Annotated in this window: 19 protein-coding genes; 17 read left to right on the plus strand and 2 right to left on the minus strand. The window is 59.3% G+C overall.

The window, feature by feature from the left end; translation table 11 throughout:
• Nucleotides 1-204 precede the first annotated feature (204 nt).
• From CLV97_RS11360 to CLV97_RS11390, 6 genes are all read left to right on the plus strand, one after another.
• Nucleotides 205-1,857: an acyl-CoA mutase large subunit family protein gene (locus tag CLV97_RS11360; RefSeq protein ID WP_106345656.1), complete on the plus strand. Its 1,653-nt coding sequence runs from the start codon at nucleotides 205-207 to the stop codon at nucleotides 1,855-1,857.
• Between the two features lie 92 nt (nucleotides 1,858-1,949).
• Nucleotides 1,950-2,360, plus strand: a complete 411-nt coding sequence (locus tag CLV97_RS11365) for a cobalamin B12-binding domain-containing protein (protein WP_170070480.1) — start codon at nucleotides 1,950-1,952, stop codon at nucleotides 2,358-2,360.
• On the plus strand, nucleotides 2,357-2,785 hold the full coding sequence (gene mce / locus CLV97_RS11370; protein ID WP_106345657.1) for a methylmalonyl-CoA epimerase: 429 nt from the start codon (nucleotides 2,357-2,359) through the stop codon (nucleotides 2,783-2,785). Before CLV97_RS11365 ends, mce begins: the two co-directional genes overlap by 4 nt.
• A 24-nt stretch (nucleotides 2,786-2,809) precedes the next feature.
• A complete protein-coding gene (locus CLV97_RS11375) occupies nucleotides 2,810-4,351 on the plus strand; it encodes an acyl-CoA carboxylase subunit beta (protein ID WP_106345658.1) in 1,542 nt (513 codons plus the stop codon).
• Nucleotides 4,352-4,747: 396 nt separating this feature from the next.
• Nucleotides 4,748-5,869, plus strand: a complete 1,122-nt coding sequence (locus CLV97_RS11385) for a M20/M25/M40 family metallo-hydrolase (RefSeq protein WP_106345660.1) — start codon at nucleotides 4,748-4,750, stop codon at nucleotides 5,867-5,869.
• A 160-nt stretch (nucleotides 5,870-6,029) separates the two neighbouring features.
• Nucleotides 6,030-7,163, plus strand: coding sequence for a DUF3866 family protein (locus CLV97_RS11390; protein ID WP_106345661.1), 1,134 nt, complete (start codon nucleotides 6,030-6,032; stop codon nucleotides 7,161-7,163).
• Here CLV97_RS11390 and mciZ read toward each other — a convergent pair.
• On the minus strand, nucleotides 7,105-7,242 hold the full coding sequence (mciZ, locus tag CLV97_RS18960; RefSeq protein WP_146130477.1) for a Z-ring formation inhibitor MciZ: 138 nt from the start codon (nucleotides 7,240-7,242) through the stop codon (nucleotides 7,105-7,107). The genes CLV97_RS11390 and mciZ overlap by 59 nt on opposite strands.
• Before the next feature lie 198 nt (nucleotides 7,243-7,440).
• Nucleotides 7,441-8,334, minus strand: coding sequence for an alpha/beta hydrolase (locus CLV97_RS11395; RefSeq protein WP_106345662.1), 894 nt, complete (start codon nucleotides 8,332-8,334; stop codon nucleotides 7,441-7,443).
• Between the two features lie 585 nt (nucleotides 8,335-8,919).
• Between CLV97_RS11395 and CLV97_RS11405 the strand changes: the two genes are divergently transcribed.
• From CLV97_RS11405 to spoIIAB, 11 genes are all read left to right on the plus strand, one after another.
• Nucleotides 8,920-9,465 carry an NUDIX domain-containing protein gene (locus CLV97_RS11405; RefSeq protein WP_106345664.1) on the plus strand — a complete coding sequence of 182 codons (546 nt, stop codon included), beginning with the start codon at nucleotides 8,920-8,922 and terminating at the stop codon, nucleotides 9,463-9,465.
• Nucleotides 9,462-10,655, plus strand: a complete 1,194-nt coding sequence (locus CLV97_RS11410; protein WP_106345665.1) for an endonuclease Q family protein — start codon at nucleotides 9,462-9,464, stop codon at nucleotides 10,653-10,655. Before CLV97_RS11405 ends, CLV97_RS11410 begins: the two co-directional genes overlap by 4 nt.
• Before the next feature lie 63 nt (nucleotides 10,656-10,718).
• The gene (gene spoIIM / locus CLV97_RS11415) at nucleotides 10,719-11,372 is read left to right on the plus strand and encodes a stage II sporulation protein M (RefSeq protein ID WP_106345666.1); all 654 of its coding nucleotides are present in this window, start codon (nucleotides 10,719-10,721) and stop codon (nucleotides 11,370-11,372) included.
• A gap of 145 nt (nucleotides 11,373-11,517) precedes the next feature.
• Nucleotides 11,518-11,997 (plus strand): ferric iron uptake transcriptional regulator, encoded by a 480-nt coding sequence (gene fur, locus CLV97_RS11420; protein WP_106345667.1) that lies wholly within the window; start codon nucleotides 11,518-11,520, stop codon nucleotides 11,995-11,997.
• A gap of 107 nt (nucleotides 11,998-12,104) precedes the next feature.
• Nucleotides 12,105-13,238 carry an alanine dehydrogenase gene (ald, locus tag CLV97_RS11425; protein ID WP_106345668.1) on the plus strand — a complete coding sequence of 378 codons (1,134 nt, stop codon included), beginning with the start codon at nucleotides 12,105-12,107 and terminating at the stop codon, nucleotides 13,236-13,238.
• Between the two features lie 116 nt (nucleotides 13,239-13,354).
• Nucleotides 13,355-13,597, plus strand: coding sequence for a DUF4227 family protein (locus CLV97_RS11430; RefSeq protein ID WP_170070481.1), 243 nt, complete (start codon nucleotides 13,355-13,357; stop codon nucleotides 13,595-13,597).
• Nucleotides 13,598-13,697: 100 nt separating this feature from the next.
• On the plus strand, nucleotides 13,698-14,525 hold the full coding sequence (locus CLV97_RS11435) for a purine-nucleoside phosphorylase (RefSeq protein WP_106345670.1): 828 nt from the start codon (nucleotides 13,698-13,700) through the stop codon (nucleotides 14,523-14,525).
• Between the two features lie 183 nt (nucleotides 14,526-14,708).
• Nucleotides 14,709-15,008, plus strand: a complete 300-nt coding sequence (locus tag CLV97_RS11440) for a hypothetical protein (protein WP_106345671.1) — start codon at nucleotides 14,709-14,711, stop codon at nucleotides 15,006-15,008.
• 261 nt (nucleotides 15,009-15,269) lie between these two features.
• Nucleotides 15,270-16,463: a D-alanyl-D-alanine carboxypeptidase family protein gene (locus CLV97_RS11445; protein WP_106345672.1), complete on the plus strand. Its 1,194-nt coding sequence runs from the start codon at nucleotides 15,270-15,272 to the stop codon at nucleotides 16,461-16,463.
• 138 nt (nucleotides 16,464-16,601) lie between these two features.
• Entirely contained in the window at nucleotides 16,602-16,955 is a 354-nt protein-coding gene (gene spoIIAA, locus CLV97_RS11450; protein WP_106345673.1) for an anti-sigma F factor antagonist, read from the plus strand.
• Nucleotides 16,952-17,407: an anti-sigma F factor gene (gene spoIIAB / locus CLV97_RS11455; protein ID WP_106345674.1), complete on the plus strand. Its 456-nt coding sequence runs from the start codon at nucleotides 16,952-16,954 to the stop codon at nucleotides 17,405-17,407. Before spoIIAA ends, spoIIAB begins: the two co-directional genes overlap by 4 nt.
• Nucleotides 17,408-17,414: the final 7 nt, after the last annotated feature.

Genomic DNA, 17,414 nt, shown 5'->3' on the forward strand with positions numbered 1-17,414 from the left:
TAAACCTTGTGTGACGTTTTTCCGGGCAAAGGCAAGTTTTCGGACGAGGCGAAATGCCGCGAGCGAAAACGATGATGGGGATCGTCCGGAATCGGACCCGTGAAACCCCTTTCACCGATCTCCTAGGAAGACGGTTTTTTTGATATCATAAAAAGAGTGAGCGTGCAATAAAGCAGATATTTGGCATCAAGGGGGAAAGAGAGGGTGGCGGAAAAAGAGTTTGAGCGGCTGTATCAGGAGTGGCTGGAAAAGACCGAGGAGCTCCTCACCAAATTTCCGGAGCGAAAGGAACGGTTCACCACCCTTTCCGGAATAGAGGTTGAGCGCCTGTATACGCGGCTCATGGATGAAAAGCAATTGATCGATAAAATCGGATTTCCCGGAAAATACCCCTATACGCGGGGGATTCGGCCGACGATGTACCGCGGAAGGCACTGGACGATGCGTCAGTACGCCGGGTACGGTTCGGCGGAGGAGACCAACCGCCGTTTTCGCTATTTGTTGGAACAGGGACAGACCGGCCTGTCCGTCGCCTTTGACCTTCCGACTCAGATCGGATACGATTCCGACGATCCGATGGCGGCGGGGGAAGTGGGCAAAGTGGGCGTGGCCATCGATTCGTTGGAAGATATGGAGCGATTGTTTGAAGGGATCCCCCTGGACCGGGTCAGCACCTCGATGACCATCAACGCGCCGGCGTCGGTGCTTCTTTCGATGTATATCGCGGTTGCCGAGAAGCAGGGGATTCCGCCGGAAAAACTCCGGGGGACGATCCAGAACGACATCCTGAAGGAATACATCGCCCGGGGAACCTATATCTTTCCCCCGAAGCCCTCAATGCGCCTGATCACAGACATTTTCGCCTTCTGCGCCAAGCAGGTTCCCTTGTGGAACACGATCAGCATCAGCGGGTACCACATCCGCGAAGCGGGCTCGACGGCGGTTCAGGAGGTGGCCTTCACCCTGGCCAACGGGATCGCCTATGTGAAGGCGGCCCTGGACAAGGGACTGGATGTGGACGAGTTCGCGCCGCGACTCTCCTTCTTCTTCAACGCCCACAACCACTTCTTCGAAGAGATCGCCAAGTTTCGGGCCGCCCGGCGCATGTGGGCGCGGATCATGAAGGAGCGGTTCGGTGCCCAAAATCCGCGTTCGCTCCAGCTCCGCTTCCACACTCAGACGGGGGGGTCCACGCTGACCGCCCAACAGCCGGACAACAACATCGTCCGGGTCGCCCTGCAGGCCCTGGCCGCGGTGCTGGGGGGAACCCAGAGCCTGCACACCAATGCCCGGGATGAAGCCTTGGCCCTTCCGACGGAAGAATCGGCGCGCATCGCCCTGCGCACCCAGCAGATCATCGCCTATGAGACCGGTGTCGCGGATACCGTGGATCCCCTGGGCGGTTCCTTCTACGTGGAAGCCCTCACGGACGCGATTGAGGAGGAAGCGATGAAGTACATCGAAAAGATCGACGAGCTGGGGGGCGCCGTCGCCGCGGTGGAACAGGGGTTCATGCAGCGGGAGATTCACCGCTCCGCGCTGGAAACCCAGCGCCGAATCGAATCGGGGGAAGAGGTGGTGGTCGGCGTGAATCGCTTCCGTTTGGAAGAGGAGCCCGAACCCCAGCTGCTCCGGGTGGATCCGTCCCTTGCCAGGAGGCAGATCGAACGGCTCAAGGATCTGCGCAGCCGCCGAAATGCCGGTAAAGTGGAGGAGTGCCTGACTGCCCTGAAGCGGGCGGCGGAGGGAACGGACAACCTGATGCCGTACATCCTCGACGCCGTCCGCGCCTATGCCACCGTGGGGGAAATCTGCCATGCCCTGCGCGAGGTGTTTGGCGAATACCAACCGGTATAATCGTTCGTTGTTCCGTTTTCCAGATTGCGCGAAAAGACGCCGCTTCCCCGGCCGAGACGGCCGGGCGAGATGAGATATCGAGGTGACGAGGAATGAATCGACCCATTCGTGTGCTGGTGGCCAAACCGGGGTTGGACGGCCATGATCGGGGAGCCCTGATCATCGCCCAAGCTTTGCGGGATGAGGGGATGGAAGTGATCTATACGGGGCTGCGCCAGTCTCCGGCACAGATCGTGAACACGGCCATCCAGGAGGATGTGGATGTGATCGGGCTGTCCTGCCTGTCCGGCGCCCACAACGAACTTTTTCCCGAGGTGACCCGCCTCCTCCGGGAAAAGGGAGCCGAGGACATCCTGGTGATCGGCGGTGGAACGATTCCCCGATCGGATATTCCCTTTCTGGAGAAACACGGAATCGCCAGGGTGTTCACCCCGGGAACCCCGACCAAGGAGACGGCGGATTTTATTCGCAAAGCCTTGGAAGAAAGGAAGCGCAGCCGATGAGACGGACCGTTGATCCCAAAAAGATCAGCCACATCGGAGTTGCGGTGAGGAATCTCGAGGCGGCCCTGCCCCTCTACACGGAGGTGCTGGGGCTTTCCCTGGAGGGGGTGGAGACGGTTTCGAGCGAAGGGGTGAAGGTGGCATTTCTCCGGATCGGCGAAACGCGGATCGAGCTGTTGGAGCCCCTCGGTCCGGACAGCCCCATCGCCTCTTTCCTGGAAAAGAGGGGTGAGGGCATTCACCACATCGCCCTGGAAGTGGACGGAATCGAACAGCAGCTGAAATTGCTTTCGGAGAAGGGCGTCCGTCTGATTCACGAACGTCCGAAACAGGGAGCGCACGGGACCCGCATCGCCTTTTTGCATCCCAAGGCGACGGGCGGCGTGCTGTACGAATTGTGCGAGCCGGACAAAACGGAATCATAGTTTTGCAGCAGACGGAGGGAAGCCATGTACCGCAAAATTGACGAATTGGCTGAAAGACGCCGGAAAGTGGAGATGGGCGGCGGGGAAGAAAAGATCCGCGCCCAGCATGAACGGGGAAAACTGACCGCCCGGGAGCGGGTGGATCTGCTTCTGGACGAGGGGACCTTTGTCGAGCTGAACCCCTTTGTGGAGCACCGGGCCACCCATTTCGGGATGGACAAGGTGGAAGCCCCCGGGGAAGGGGTATTGACCGGCTATGGGAAGATTCACGGTCGACCGGTTTATGTTTTTGCCCAGGATTTTACGGTTTTCGGCGGCGCTCTCGGGGAGATGCACGCCCTAAAGATCGCCCGGATCATGGATTTGGCGGCCAAGAACGGGGCTCCCGTCATTGGGCTGAATGATTCGGGCGGGGCGAGGATTCAGGAGGGCGTCGTCTCTCTGGACGGATACGGCCATGTCTTTTATCGCAACTCGATCTATTCGGGCGTGATTCCGCAGCTTTCGGTCATCATGGGCCCCTGTGCCGGCGGAGCCGTCTATTCACCGGCGATCACCGACTTCGTTTTCATGGTGGAAAAGACCAGCCAGATGTTCATCACCGGTCCCAAGGTAATCGAAACCGTCACCGGGGAAAAGATCTCCTCTGAGGATCTGGGCGGCGCCCGCATCCACTCGTCGGTGAGCGGAAATGCCCATTTCATCGCGCCGTCGGAACCGGAAGCGCTGGATCAGGTGCGCAGGCTGTTAAGCTACCTGCCCCAGAACAACATGGAGGATCCTCCGCGGGTCTACGCCAAGGAGGACGACGGATGGAACGAGGAGCTGGCCGAGGTCGTCCCGGTGGAGGGGACCAAGGTGTACGATGTCCGGGAGGTGATCAACCGGGTCCTGGACGAGGACAGCTTCTTCGAGGTGCATGAACGCTTCGCCCGCAACATTGTCGTCGGCTTCGGACGAATCGACGGGTACAGCGTCGGAATCGTGGCCAACCAGCCGAAGGTGATGGCCGGGGGACTGGACATCGATTCCTCGGACAAATTGAGCCGCTTTGTCCGCTTCTGCGATTGCTTCAATATTCCGATCATCACCTTTGTGGATGTGACCGGCTTTTTCCCGGGGGTGAACCAGGAGCACCGGGGCATTATCCGACATGGGGCGAAAATCCTCTACGCCTACTCCGAGGCGACCGTTCCCAAGATTACGGTGATCACCCGGAAGGCGTACGGCGGCGCCTATGTGGCCCTCAACAGCAAGGCGATCGGAGCCGATCTGGTATTCGCCTGGCCGAGCGCCGAGGTGGCGGTGATGGGACCGGAAGGGGCGGCCAACATCATCTTCAGCAAGGAAATCGCGGCCAGCGATGATCCGGAGCGCACCCGGCGGGAGAAGATCGAGGAGTATCGCCGCCAGTTTGCCAACCCTTACGTGGCCGCTTCCCGGGGGATGGTGGACGATGTGATCGATCCCCGGGAAACCCGGAAGAAACTGAAGGAAGGCCTGGAAATGCTGCGGACGAAGCGGGAAAGCCGCCCGCCGAAGAAACACGGGAACATTCCGTTGTAAGGGGGGCGGAAATTTTGGGGAAGAAACATCCGTTTCCCATTGCGATTCGTCGGATCGGGGCCGCCCCCTTCGGTCGGGGGCGCGGCGGAGTCTCCGGCCCCGGCGCGGCCGCCTGCCGGATCTACCTGCATGGGGCCTGTTCGGTGACGTTTATCCGCGGCCGGCGGGACCGGTCCCCGTGGAGGGAAGAGGGAAGGAAGTTGCAGCTGTGTCCGGAGCGGGATCAAGGCCGGGACGGATGGACGGACAAAGCCGGGGATGATCGGCTGAACTGCTTCGGCTTCGTCCGCGATCCCTGGAGGCGGGAGCCGGATTCCCCCTTCCCGCCGTCGAGGGGGGATCGCGGCCGAAGGGCCGCGGGGGAATCGCACACCATATCACGGGAGGAAAGAGACATTGATCAACCGGGATCGTTTGTTGGCAGAGTTTCTGGAGTTGGTGCAGACAGATAGCGAGACGGGGGATGAACGGGCGATTTGCGACCTGTTGAAGGAGAAGCTGACTGCCCTCGGACTGGAGGTGACCGAGGACGGTTCGGCGGCCGCCACCGGACACGGGGCGGGCAACCTGGTGGCCACCCTCGTGGGAAACGTGGAGAAGGCCCCCGTCATTTACTTCACCTGCCACATGGACACCGTCGCGCCGGGGAAGGGGGTAAAGCCCCGCGTCGAGGACGGTTACGTGATGTCGGACGGAACAACGGTGCTGGGGAGCGATGACAAGGCGGGACTGGCCGCTCTGCTGGAGGGAATCCGCGTTCTGAAGGAGAGGAGCATCCCCCACGGAACGATCCAGCTGGTCATCACCGCCGGGGAAGAATCGGGACTTGTCGGAGCGCGCCATTTGGAGAGGGACCTGTTGCGCGCCGACTTTGGGTTTGCCCTGGATTCCAACGGTCCTGTCGGCGAAATCATCACCTCCGCTCCTTCCCAGGTGAAGCTCACCGTCACCATTCTCGGGAAAGCCGCCCATGCCGGCGTCAATCCCGAGGACGGGATCAGTGCCATTCAGGTGGCCAGCCGGGCGATCGCCAAGATGCCCCTCGGTCGCATCGACCATGAGACGACGGCAAACATCGGCCGGTTCCAGGGCGGAACGGCGATGAATATCGTTCCGGAACGGGTGGAGATTGTCGCCGAAGCCCGCAGCCGGGACGAGGAGAAATTGGAACGCCAAGTGGAAAAGATGGTTCAAGCTTTCCGTGAGGCCGCGGAGGAGGCAGGTGCCCGAGCGGACATCCAGATCGACAAGATGTATCCGGCCTTCAAGCACGGTGAAGCGGATCCCGTGGTGCAAAAGGCGTCGGCGGCCGTCAAGCGGGTGGGCCGGGAACCGCGCATTCTGGCCAGCGGCGGCGGGAGCGACGCCAACATCTTCAACGGCTACGGCGTTCCGACGGTCAATCTGGGCATCGGTTACGAAGAAATCCACACCACCAAGGAGCGAATGCCGCTGTCCGAACTGGAAAAGGCGGCGGAGCTGGTGGTTGCCCTCGTCGAGGAGTCCCGGGAGGGATAAGGGAATCGGGAGGCTTGCCGCCTCCGCGGCGGCGATGAAAGGGGAGCCGGCTATGCCGTGCTCCCCTTCAATGTGCCCGTTTGAGACCGGTCGGATGCATATTTTTCTCCTTCCCTGCATACTCTTTCCCCGAGCTTTTCTGCCTTCAGGGGGTGAAGGGATGATCCGATGGGAACCGGGACGGGTTGAAGAGGTGCTGGAGGAGGGGGAGGGAATCCAGCGGATCAAAGTGAGGCTGGTGAAGAGCGGGGAGTCGGGGACGGCCGTTCACTATCCGTCGCTGTTGGGGCGGGTGGAGGCCGGCGACGAAGTGTGGCTCAATGCGACGGCGGTTCGGCTCTCCCTGGGAACCGGCGGAAATTACTTTGTGGGCTGGGTGAACCGTCCGCCCCGGTCCGCCCCCATCCGGGGCCACATCATGAAAATGCGCTACACCCCGTGGCAGATCGCCCTCCGCACCGGGGAGGAGCAGGGAAGTCCCCACCATGTGACCCTTCGGGAGTGCCGAAGTTTGGAGGGAACGCCGGTCCTGATCGGCGAACTGCACAGCATGCTGCCGATTGCGGTATCCACCTGGCGGTATCTGGCGGGGAAGGAGGGGATTGATCCGCGGATTGTTTATGTGATGACCGATGGGGGGGCGCTGCCGATCGCCCTCAGCAGGCATGTCCAAACATTGATGGAACTGGGGTGGCTAAATGGCACCGTCACCGCCGGTCACGCTTTCGGCGGGACGATGGAGGCGGTCAATCTCTATTCCGGACTGCTCTTGGCGGTTCACGCCCTGAAGGCGGATCTCGTCTTCGTCTCCATGGGTCCCGGAATCGTCGGAACGGGAACGGCCTACGGTTTCACCGGGGTGGAACAGGGACAGGCGATCAATGCCGTTCACTCCCTGGGCGGCCTTCCCGTTGCCATTCCCCGCCTGCAGAAAACAGATTCCCGCCCCCGACACCGGGGGCTGAGTCATCACACCCGGACCGTCCTCACCTCCGTCGCGCTCGCCCCCGCCGTCGTACCCCATCCCGCGGATCAGGACCTGTCGGAGCTGCATCGGGCGGCGGAGGCGGACCATCACTGGATTCCCTTCCGTTTGTCCCCCGAACAGGTGGTCGAAAGGTTGGCCGCCTATCCCCTCACGGTCCGCTCCATGGGCCGCACCCTAGGAGAGGATCCCCTCTTCTTCACGGCGGTTTCCGGTGCGGCGGAAACCGCCTGGCGCTTGTGGCGGGATCTCAGCGACGGCCTCGCTCCCAACGATTCAATAGCTCGCTTAAGGTCAAGGAATGGCTAGCCAGCTGCCGCAGACGAGCCCGTACCTGCCACGCCTTTCCCACGATCCGCAACCGACCGTTTCCCATCTCCATTTTCATGGAAAGGTCCTCCCGAACCGTTTTTCTTCATCATTATGATCCCGTTTGGAAAAGATGATTCGCACTTCGGGTGGAGTGAAGGGAAGAGAAGGAGAGGCGGGAAAGGGAGTGGGCAGGGTCTCGAGAGGTTTGCAGGGTGAAATATGTGAAATCGGGGCCCTATGGCCCCGATTTCACAAATATGGATCGGACGACGGATCAAGGGAGGCGGGCCCGGACGAAGGCGCCGATTTCTTCGATGGCCTGCCGGGCCTCGGGGATGGGAAAACCGTGAAAGACGTGCCACATTTCGTCCCAGATTTTGAATTCCGTCTCCACCCCGGCTCCCTTTGCCCGCTCCACGAGTCGGACCGAGTCGTCCAGCAGGCATTCGTCGTTTCCCACGTGAACCAGCATCGGCGGCAGGCCGCGGAGGTCGGCGTAGATCGGGGAGACGAGGGGATGTCGGGGGTCGAGATCCCGAAGGTATAGCTTTGCCACCTGCTGGCTTTTCTCCGGGTCCAGCCAGGGGTCCACATCGGCCCGCGCTTTCATCGATTCCCCCGTTCCCTCCAGGTCGGTCCAGGGGGAGATCAGCACCGCTGCGGCCGGCAGGGGATCCCCCTCATCCCGCAGGGCGAGCAGGGTGGCCATCGTGAGGCCGCCTCCCGACGAATCGCCGCCGATCACCATGTTTTCGGGACGGACACCGGATCGGATCAGTTCCCGGTACACGGCCGTCGAGTCTTCCAGTGCGGCCGGAAAGGGATGCTCCGGCGCCAGCCGGTACTCGATCACCAGAGCCCGGCTCTCACAGGCGCGAGCCAAACGGGATGCGAGGCCGCGGTGGGAATCGCAGCTGCCGAGGCAGTAGGCTCCTCCGTGGAGATAAAACAGGACCCGGTCCTTTCGGGCATTGGGGGCGGAGATCCATTCTCCGCGGACTCCCGCGATCCGGGTTTTCTCGACGGTTACATCGGATTCGACGGGAGAAAAACTGCCCAGATAATCCAGCTGTCTCCGCTGTTCTTCGATCGAGAGCGCCTCTTTTTTCGGCGCCTCTTTCTGTTCCCGAAGCATCTGCCTGATCGCTTCGCTCTGGGGGCTGGCCATGGGTGATCCTCCTTTGTCGGAAATGGTTTAACGGGGTTTGGCGCGCGAATCGCAATCTACAGGATGTACCGTCACGGGGTTTTTCCCGCATCCTTTCCACGGGCAAATGCCGGGGAAGGACCCCTTCCTTGACGGACAAGGCGGACGCCGATCACGCGGCTTACCCCGTTGCCATGTACGCCCGGAGTGAGCCGGGTCGTCGGTGGGTTGTGCAGATGCAGTGTGCGGCGCCGAGCGGATTGTCCGTTTTTTTCCTCAAAAGGGATCGACAGGGTCACGGGCTCCGTCGCCGCCGATCCACCGGGCTTTCACTCCTTTTTCCCGCGGGTCGTGGATATGGATCGGTATCCGCTGCGGCCGGCTCCGTCCGCAAACCACCTGCCCGCGACACATCTTCGGGCTTTCAGGGAATGCACGACATTGTTCCGCTTTGTCCCCCTTTTCCTTACATTGGACGATCCGACGGAAGGGATTTTCGCCGATCGGTCCGGTCCGTCCCAGCATCTATCTTCCCGGTGGTGTATAATTGAAAAACAGCGGAAACTCATTTTTTTGCTGAAAGCACGAACTAGGGAGTGAACCTTTTTGAGCGGTCTGGAAGAGAAGACGATTCGCAGCCGGACAATTTTTGACGGGAAATTGATTCGCGTTCAATTGGACGAGGTGGAGCTGCCCGACGGGAGGACCTCCACCCGGGAGATTGTGAGACATCCCGGTGCGGTAGCGGTGCTGGCTTTCACCGGGGAAGAGAAGTTGATCCTGGTGCGTCAATACCGGAATCCGCTGGAGAAAACCACCTTGGAGATCCCGGCGGGTAAGTTGGAGCCCGGGGAAGATCCGAAGGCGTGCGCATTCCGGGAGCTGGAGGAGGAAACGGGATACCGGGCGGAGGAGATGCACCCCATCGTGTCCTTTTATACATCCCCCGGTTTCGCCGATGAAAAGGTTCATCTGTTTGAAGCCCGGGGCTTGACGAAGGGGGAGATGCGGCCGGATACGGACGAATTCGTGGAGGTGGAGGAACTGACCCTGGAGGAGGCGTATGGGAAGATGAAGGAAGGGCTGATATGCGACGCCAAAACGGTCGCCGCCGTTTACATCTGGCATAACCGGGTGTTGGGCGGGCGATGAGCTTTAGGCGCGTGTTTGCGGACCTCCACATCCACATCGGCCGGACGGAGAGCGGGTTGCCGGTCAAGATCAGCGCCGCCCGCAATCTGACCTTTCACGAGATCGTTCGTGAGGCGGCCCACCGCAAGGGGCTGGACATGATCGGCATCATCGACGCCCATTCTCCGCCGGTTCAGGAGGAGATCGCCCGCGGTTTGGAGCGGGGGATCTACCGGGAAGATCCCGAAGGAGGGATCATCTACGGCGGAACCACGGCGATCCTGGGAACGGAGATCGAGGTGAAGGAAGACGGGATGGGGCCGGCGCACCTGCTGGCCTATTTTCCGACCTTCGCGTCGATCCGGCGGTTTACCGGCTGGTTATCCCGCCACATGAAAAATGTGCGGTTGAGCACCCAGCGGCTGCACCGGCCGGTCCGGGAACTGCAGGAACGGGTGGCGGAGGAGGGGGGATTGCTCATCCCCGCCCACGTGTTTACTCCCTTCAAGAGCGTTTACGGGAGCGCCACCGATCGGATGAGCCGGTTGCTTGACATGGACGGAATCGTCGCGGTGGAGCTGGGTTTGAGCGCGGATGCGTCGATGGCTGACCATCTTCGCGAATTGTCCCGCGTTTCCTTCGTCACCAATTCCGACGCCCACTCCCTGGGCAAGATCGGCCGCGAATACAACGAATTCCGCATCACCCGTCCCTCATTCCGGGAATTGGAACTGGCGCTGCGCCGGCAGGAGGGGCGGGGGATTGCCGCCAATTACGGACTGAACCCGAAGCTGGGCAAATACTACAGGACGCGCTGCACCGGGTGCGGTGCGATTTTGTCCCCGGACAAGGGGGAGCTCGGCCGCTGTCCCTGCTGCGGCGGCAATCGGATCGTGAAGGGGGTGTCGGACCGGATTGCCGAAATCGCCGACGGACCTTCCGAATCCCCGGCGCATCGGCCTCCCTATGTGTATCAGGTGCCCCTCGAATTCATTCCCCATCTGGGGCCGAAGACTTTTGACCGCCTGTTGGCGAAGTTCGGGACGGAGATGAATGTGCTCCACCAGGCGCCGATTGAAGAGGTGGCCGACGTGGCGGGTGAATCCATCGCCCATTTTATCCGTTTGGCCCGCGAACGGAGGTTGGAGTTTGAAGAGGGGGGCGGAGGAGCGTACGGCAGGGTAAGGGCGTCGTCCGGAGGCGCGGATTGAAAAATGGGCTTCTATTCTCCCCTTGTCCGTCATAGAAATAGAGTGGACAAGGGGGAGGTTCGAATGAAAGCGAAGCGGAAAAAACTGGGGGACACGCTGCGGCTCCATGTGAAGAATCAGATGTCCCTCTACCTGTTCATCACCGTGCTGTTTATGATGGGTGTCGTGTTCGGGGCGGTGGTGGTCAACACCCTCTCACCCGTGCAGAAGGAGGGTCTCCTGGAGTATTTGGGCTACTTTTTTCGCGGCTTGGATCAGAATACCATCGCCGAGCCGGAGATCGCGTTTCAGCATTCCATGGGGGACCATCTGAAGAACCTGGGGCTGATGTGGATGCTCGGTCTTTCCATCATCGGCATTCCCCTCATCCTCATTTTGATCTTTTTAAAGGGGCTGGTGATCGGCTTTACGGTCGGTTTTCTGGTCAGCCAGCTTTCCTGGCGGGGGTTGTGGTTTGCCTTTTTGTCGGTGGTTCCCCAGAATCTGTTGGTGGTCCCCGCCATGATCATCATGGCCGTCTCCGGAATCCATTTTTCCCTCCTGCTGGTGAGAAACCGGTTGATTTCCCGCCGGGGGACCATTTACCCGGAGTTTCTCGCCTATTCCGGCCTGGTGATGGCGATGGCGGTGGTGCTGGTGTTTGCCTCCCTCTTTGAAGCGTATCTGTCGCCGGCTTTGATGCGGATGGCCGTTCCTCCGGTCGGGTTGGTGAATTGAACCGGATGCATGGAAAAGGATTCAAAAAAAGGAGCCTGAACGCATTTTATAATCATTATTAATTGAGATTGATTATTATCTGTTTGACTTCCCCCCCTTTTCTCCAATATAATGGTGTCAAGAAAGACCGGGGGGGGGGTTGCATGTGGAGGATCGGGTAAATCAGATCAAACAGCAGTTATCCGCCCATAACTACAAATTGACCCCCCAACGGGAAGCGACGGTCCGCGTGCTGTTGGAAAACGAACAGGACCACCTCAGCGCGGAAGATGTCTACCTGTTGGTGAAGGGGAAGTCGCCGGAAATCGGATTGGCCACTGTTTACCGGACCCTGGAGCTTTTGAGCGACTTGCAGATCATTCACAAGCTCAACTTCGGTGACGGAGTCACGCGTTACGAATTTCGCGCGGAGGGTGCCGAGCATCATCACCACCATCTGTACTGTCTGAACTGCGGTTCGGTGGATGAGATTACGGAGGACCTGCTGGGTCCCATCGAGAAGAAAGTGGAGAAGGAGTTCGACTTCCAGATCATCGACCATCGGCTCACATTCCACGGGATCTGCCACCGGTGCAAGGGGCAGGTGAAGGATCCCAAAAAATTGGTAGGATCAAAGGTGACGTGAGGTCTGAAGCGATCTCACGTTATTTTATGGTGTATGATCGGCGTATTTAAAGTGGTATGATAATAGGCGGAGGATTTATCGATGCACTATTTAAGGAGGCGAGCCCCTTGATTATCGGTGTTCCTAAAGAGATTAAGGACAATGAGAACCGGGTGGCGATCTCCCCCGCGGGCATCGACGCCCTCGTGGAAGCGGGTCACGAGGTATTGATTGAAACGGGGGCGGGTGAAGGAAGCGGGTTCTCCGATGAGGCGTTTATCGAACACGGGGCCAAAATTGCCCAAACCGCCGAAGATGTGTGGTCCTCCGCCGACATGGTGATGAAGGTGAAGGAACCGCAACCGAGCGAGTACCGCTACTTTCGCGAAGATCTGATCCTGTTCACCTACCTGCACCTGGCTGCCGAACCGGAACTGACGCGCGCGCTGGCGGAGAGCAAGGTGACGGCGATCGCCTATGAAACCATCCAGTTGGAGAACGGTTCGCTGCCCCTGCTCACCCCGATGAGCGAAGTGGCCGGACGGATGTCGGTTCAAATCGGAGCTCAACTCCTGGAAAAGCCCAAAGGCGGAAAGGGAGTGCTTCTCGGGGGCGTTCCCGGGGTGCTGCCGGGGAAAGTGGTGATCATCGGCGGCGGAACGGTTGGAACCAATGCCGCCAAAATGGCCCTGGGCCTGGGAGCGGATGTGACGATTCTGGATGTCAATCCCGATCGGCTGCGGGAACTGGACGACATTTTCCGCGGGCAGGTGCGGACGCTGATGTCCAACAGCTACAATATCGGACAGGCCGTGCAGAAGGCCGACCTGCTGATCGGAGCGGTTTTGGTTCCCGGCCGGAGGGCGCCGCGCCTGGTGACGGAAGAGATGGTCAAAACCATGTCGCCGGGGTCGGTGATTGTGGATGTGGCGATCGACCAGGGCGGATCGATCGAAACGATTGACCGGGTGACCACCCACAGCAATCCCACGATCGTGAAGCACGGAGTGGTCCATTACGCCGTGGCCAACATCCCCGGGGCGGTGCCGCGCACATCCACCCTCGCCCTGACCCACGTGACGGTTCCCTATGCCGTTCAGATCGCCAACAAGGGCGTTGAGAAGGCGGTGAAGGACAACCGCGCCCTGGGATTGGGGGTCAACGTGATGAAGGGACACGTCACCCATCAGGCGGTGGCGGAAAGTCTGTCCCTCCCCTATGTGCCGCTGAACGATGTGTTGGGCAAGCCCGTTATGGGATGACAGCGGTTCATCGCAGAAAAATGTAAGGGCTTTGAGGAGAGGCGGGTTTTGAGCGGAATAAACGCGGCAAGCCATCCCATACGATGGTAACAGGACATCGGAAGGGACGGATCCGAATGGTCGTGTCGCTCAGACGATTGGTGGAGTGGATCAAGTTTTTGCTTCTGTTTTTCTTGCTCACGATGCTCGTGTATCAGGTGCTTGCCCTGTTTTCCGATTGGCTTCAGCCCCGTTACCCTTACCGGGAGCCGGCGGGGAGGGCCGTCAAGGTCTTTGCACCCGCTTCGTCCGGCGATCCTGATCCGAAGTCGGTCGACATCGAAGAACGCCTTCTCCTTTTTTACCGCATCGGAGAATAGCCCGCCCCCTTTTCCGGGGCGGGCCTTCTCCTGAAGTGGAGGTCTTGTGGAAGCGGAGCCGGAGGGCAGTGACTGAAGGATTCGGTTGGGAGGGATCCGTGTGAAGGAAAAGATTGAACAAGCTGCGGCAATGATTCAGAAGCGGTCGTCCGTTCAGCCCCGGATCGGTCTCATTCTCGGGTCGGGATTGGGGGTTTTGGCGGATGAAATTGAAGAGGCGGACGTCATCCCCTATGAGATGATTCCCCATTTTCCGGTATCCACGGTGGAGGGGCATGCGGGTCGTCTGGTGATCGGCAGGCTGGAAGGCCAGGCGGTCATTGCGATGCAGGGGCGATTTCACCTGTATGAGGGCTATCCCCTTGAAGCGGTCACATTTCCGATTCGGGTGATGAAACGGTTGGGAGTGGAGATCGCCCTGATCACCAATGCGGCGGGCGGAATCAATGAATCCTTTCAAGCAGGAGATTTGATGTTGATCCGCGACCACATCAACTTCATGTTCCGCAATCCGCTGGTCGGACCCAACGACTCCGAGTTGGGAGACCGCTTTCCGGACATGACGGAGGCTTACGACGCGGATCTCCGTCGGTTGGCCAAAGGGGTGGCCGAGAAGCTGGGCATTGATCTGAAAGAGGGTGTTTATGCGGCGATGCTGGGTCCCTCATACGAAACGCCGGCGGAAATCCGCATGTTGCGTACCGTCGGCGGGGATGCGGTCGGCATGTCGACGGTTCCCGAAGTGATCGTCGCCCGCCACGCGGGGATCCGCGTTCTGGGCCTCTCCTGCATCGCCAATATGGCGGCGGGGATCCTGCCGCAACCCCTGAGCCATGAAGAAGTGATGGAAACGGCGGAGCGAGTGAAGGAAACCTTTCTTCGTCTGGTGAAGGGGATTCTGCGGGAATTGCCCGGCAGGAGCGGATAATGCCCCGAGGAGATGGACCTGGATCGGTTCCAGGTCCTTCTTTATGTAATCGGGCCGGGGCCTTCTTCCCAGCCGCCTTGACCCCCTAGGAAAAGTTTTCGCATTTTTTTGTGGAATTGCAGACAGATAGCTCAATATATGGTAACATGGTTCCCGAAATCCATTTGACACAGGAGGTTGTTCATGAAAGCACTGATCATTTTTGTTTCATTGTTGCTGGTTCTTCTTTTCCTCATCAAAGCCGTGATCATGTTTTTCAAGTACCGGAAGACGCCGAAGGACGAATGGGGAAAACTTCATCCGGAATTTTACAAGTGGATCGCCGTCGCCTTTCTCGCCATGGGGCTGATGGATCTGGTGGATCTGTCCGAAGGGGAAGGAAGCGTGGTCAGCGCCGCCATCAAACTGATTTTGTCCGTGGTCATCTTTTTCGAATCTCGGCGCCGCAAGCGCCTGGCGGAAAAGGATCAGGAGTCCCTTTGACGCGGACGGAGAATTGTGCGGCGCGATCGCACACCCTTTCCTGCAGCCGAAGATGTGCAAGCGCCTCTCCTTGAAGAGAGGCGGGAGCCCCATCCGGGGCTCTTTTTATTGAAGTTTTGAGGGGCGTGCCGTCAGAATGGAGGGCGAAACGGAACCGGCCCGATCGTCCGGGAGGCGTTTGTTTTCCCTCAGGGCGTTCGCTGTCATAATTCCCCTGTTCCGGGACAGACTAGAAGTAGTCCTGGATAGGAGGGAACGTTGATGCGTTCGCGTTTGTGCATCTCCTTGCTCATCGGTTGTCTTTTTTTCGCGATGGGAATCCCCACGGGATTCGCCGAAGAACAGGATCTCGCGCCGGATGCCCGTTCTGCCGTGTTGATCGATGAGGATACGGGAACGGTGTTGTTCGAAAAGAACAGCCGCGACAAGCTGCCGCCTGCCAGCATCACCAAAATCATGACGATGCTGCTGGTGATGGAGGATTTGGATGCGGGGAAAATCAAGCTGGATGAAAAGGTTCGGGTCAGCGAGCATGCCGCCTCGATGGGGGGATCCCAAATTTTCCTCGAACCCGGGGAACAGATGACGGTCCGGGATCTTTTGAAGGCGGTGGCGGTTGCGTCGGCCAACGATGCCTCGGTGGCGCTGGCGGAGCACCTGGCCGGGTCGGAGGAAGCCTTTGTGGAGCGGATGAATGAGCGGGCAAAGCAATTGGGGATGACCGATACCCGCTTTCAAAATGCCACCGGACTTTCGGCGCCGGAACATGTGACTTCCGCCAGGGATATCGCCATCATGTCCCGGGAGCTGCTGAAGCATCCGGAGATTACGAACTTCACCCGGATTTATCAGGATTATCTGCGAAAGGACACGAAAAAGCCCTTTTGGCTTGTGAACACCAACCGGCTGGTTCGCTTTTATCCCGGCGTGGACGGTTTGAAGACGGGTTATACTTCGGAAGCGAAGTACTGCCTTGCGGCCACGGCGAAGCGGGGGGATTTCCGCTTGATCGCCGTGGTGATGGGGGAGCCGGATACCAAGACGAGGAACCGGGATGTGTCCCGCATGCTGGATTTCGCCTTCAGCCGATATACCAATTATGTGGTTTACAGGAAGGGAGATCCGATCGGCGAGGTCCGGGTGGGCGGCGGGGATCCCCACAAGTTGACGATACGCTCGCCGCAGCAATTGAGCATCCTGATGAAGAAGGGGGAAAAGCCGGGGGAATTCAAACGGAAGATTCTCTGGGAAAGCCTGAAGGCGCCCGTTCGCCAGGGGCAAAAATTGGGGAGCGTTCTCATTGAAAAGGACGGGAAGACGGTGGCCGAGATGGAAATCCGGAGCCCGCGGGAGATTCCAAGGGCCGGCCTTTGGACCACGATCAAGCGGGTGACGAAAGGGGTTCTCTTCTATCCGGAGGATGCCAAGGCTCCCGAGGATGAAAAAGCGGGATGACGCTCTTTTGAGGTATTCTTACATCTCGGGACTCCTCTCGACAGCGGGGTCTCGATTTTTTTGTTCTTTTGTCGGAGGGGAGGAAGCGGGCAAAAATCCGTAGAAATTTCAAGGTAAATAAGCGGGGGAGGGAATGCCATGGGCTTGTCGGTGGAAGTGACGGATTCCCGCAATGTGCTCGTGGTCCGGTTGACCGGCGAGTTGGACCACCACACGGCGGAAAAGGTGCGAAACGAGATCGACGAAAAGCTGAGGACGGGTTTGTACGCGAATCTGGTTTTCAACCTGTCGGGGCTCACCTTTATGGACAGCTCCGGGTTGGGCGTTCTTTTGGGGCGGTACAAGCGCGTTTCCCAGTTGGGGGGAAACATGATCCTCTGCGCGGTCAATCCCTCGATATACCGGCTGATGGAGCTCTCGGGTCTGTTCAAGATCCTTCCCATTTACAAAAATGAACAGTCGGCCTTGGAAGCCTGCGGGGTGACATTATGAAACAGGTACATAGCAATTACATGGAGCTGAGGTTTCCCAGCCGGTCGGAAAACGAATCCTTCGCCCGGGTGGCCGTCGCTTCTTTCGTCTCTCAATTGGATCCGACGATGGAGGAGCTGACGGATATCAAGACGGTGGTTTCGGAAGCGGTCACCAATGCCGTCATTCACGGCTATGAAGAGAAGGAGGATGGAATCATCACCATCCGCACGGAAATCGTGGGTTCCCGCGTTTCCATCGAAATCCGGGATGAGGGTGTGGGTATCCGCGACATCGACCAGGCTCGTCAGCCCCTGTTCACGTCGAAACCCGAACTGGAGCGCTCCGGAATGGGCTTTACCATCATGGAAAACTTCATGGACGAGGTGGAGATCATCTCCGAACCCGGCCGGGGAACCACTGTCCGACTGGTGAAGAACTTGAAAACCCCCCATCAGACGATGGCCAACTGAGGGATCC

It is taken from the genome of Planifilum fimeticola (assembly GCF_003001905.1).
GTDB lineage: Bacteria > Bacillota > Bacilli > Thermoactinomycetales > DSM-44946 > Planifilum > Planifilum fimeticola.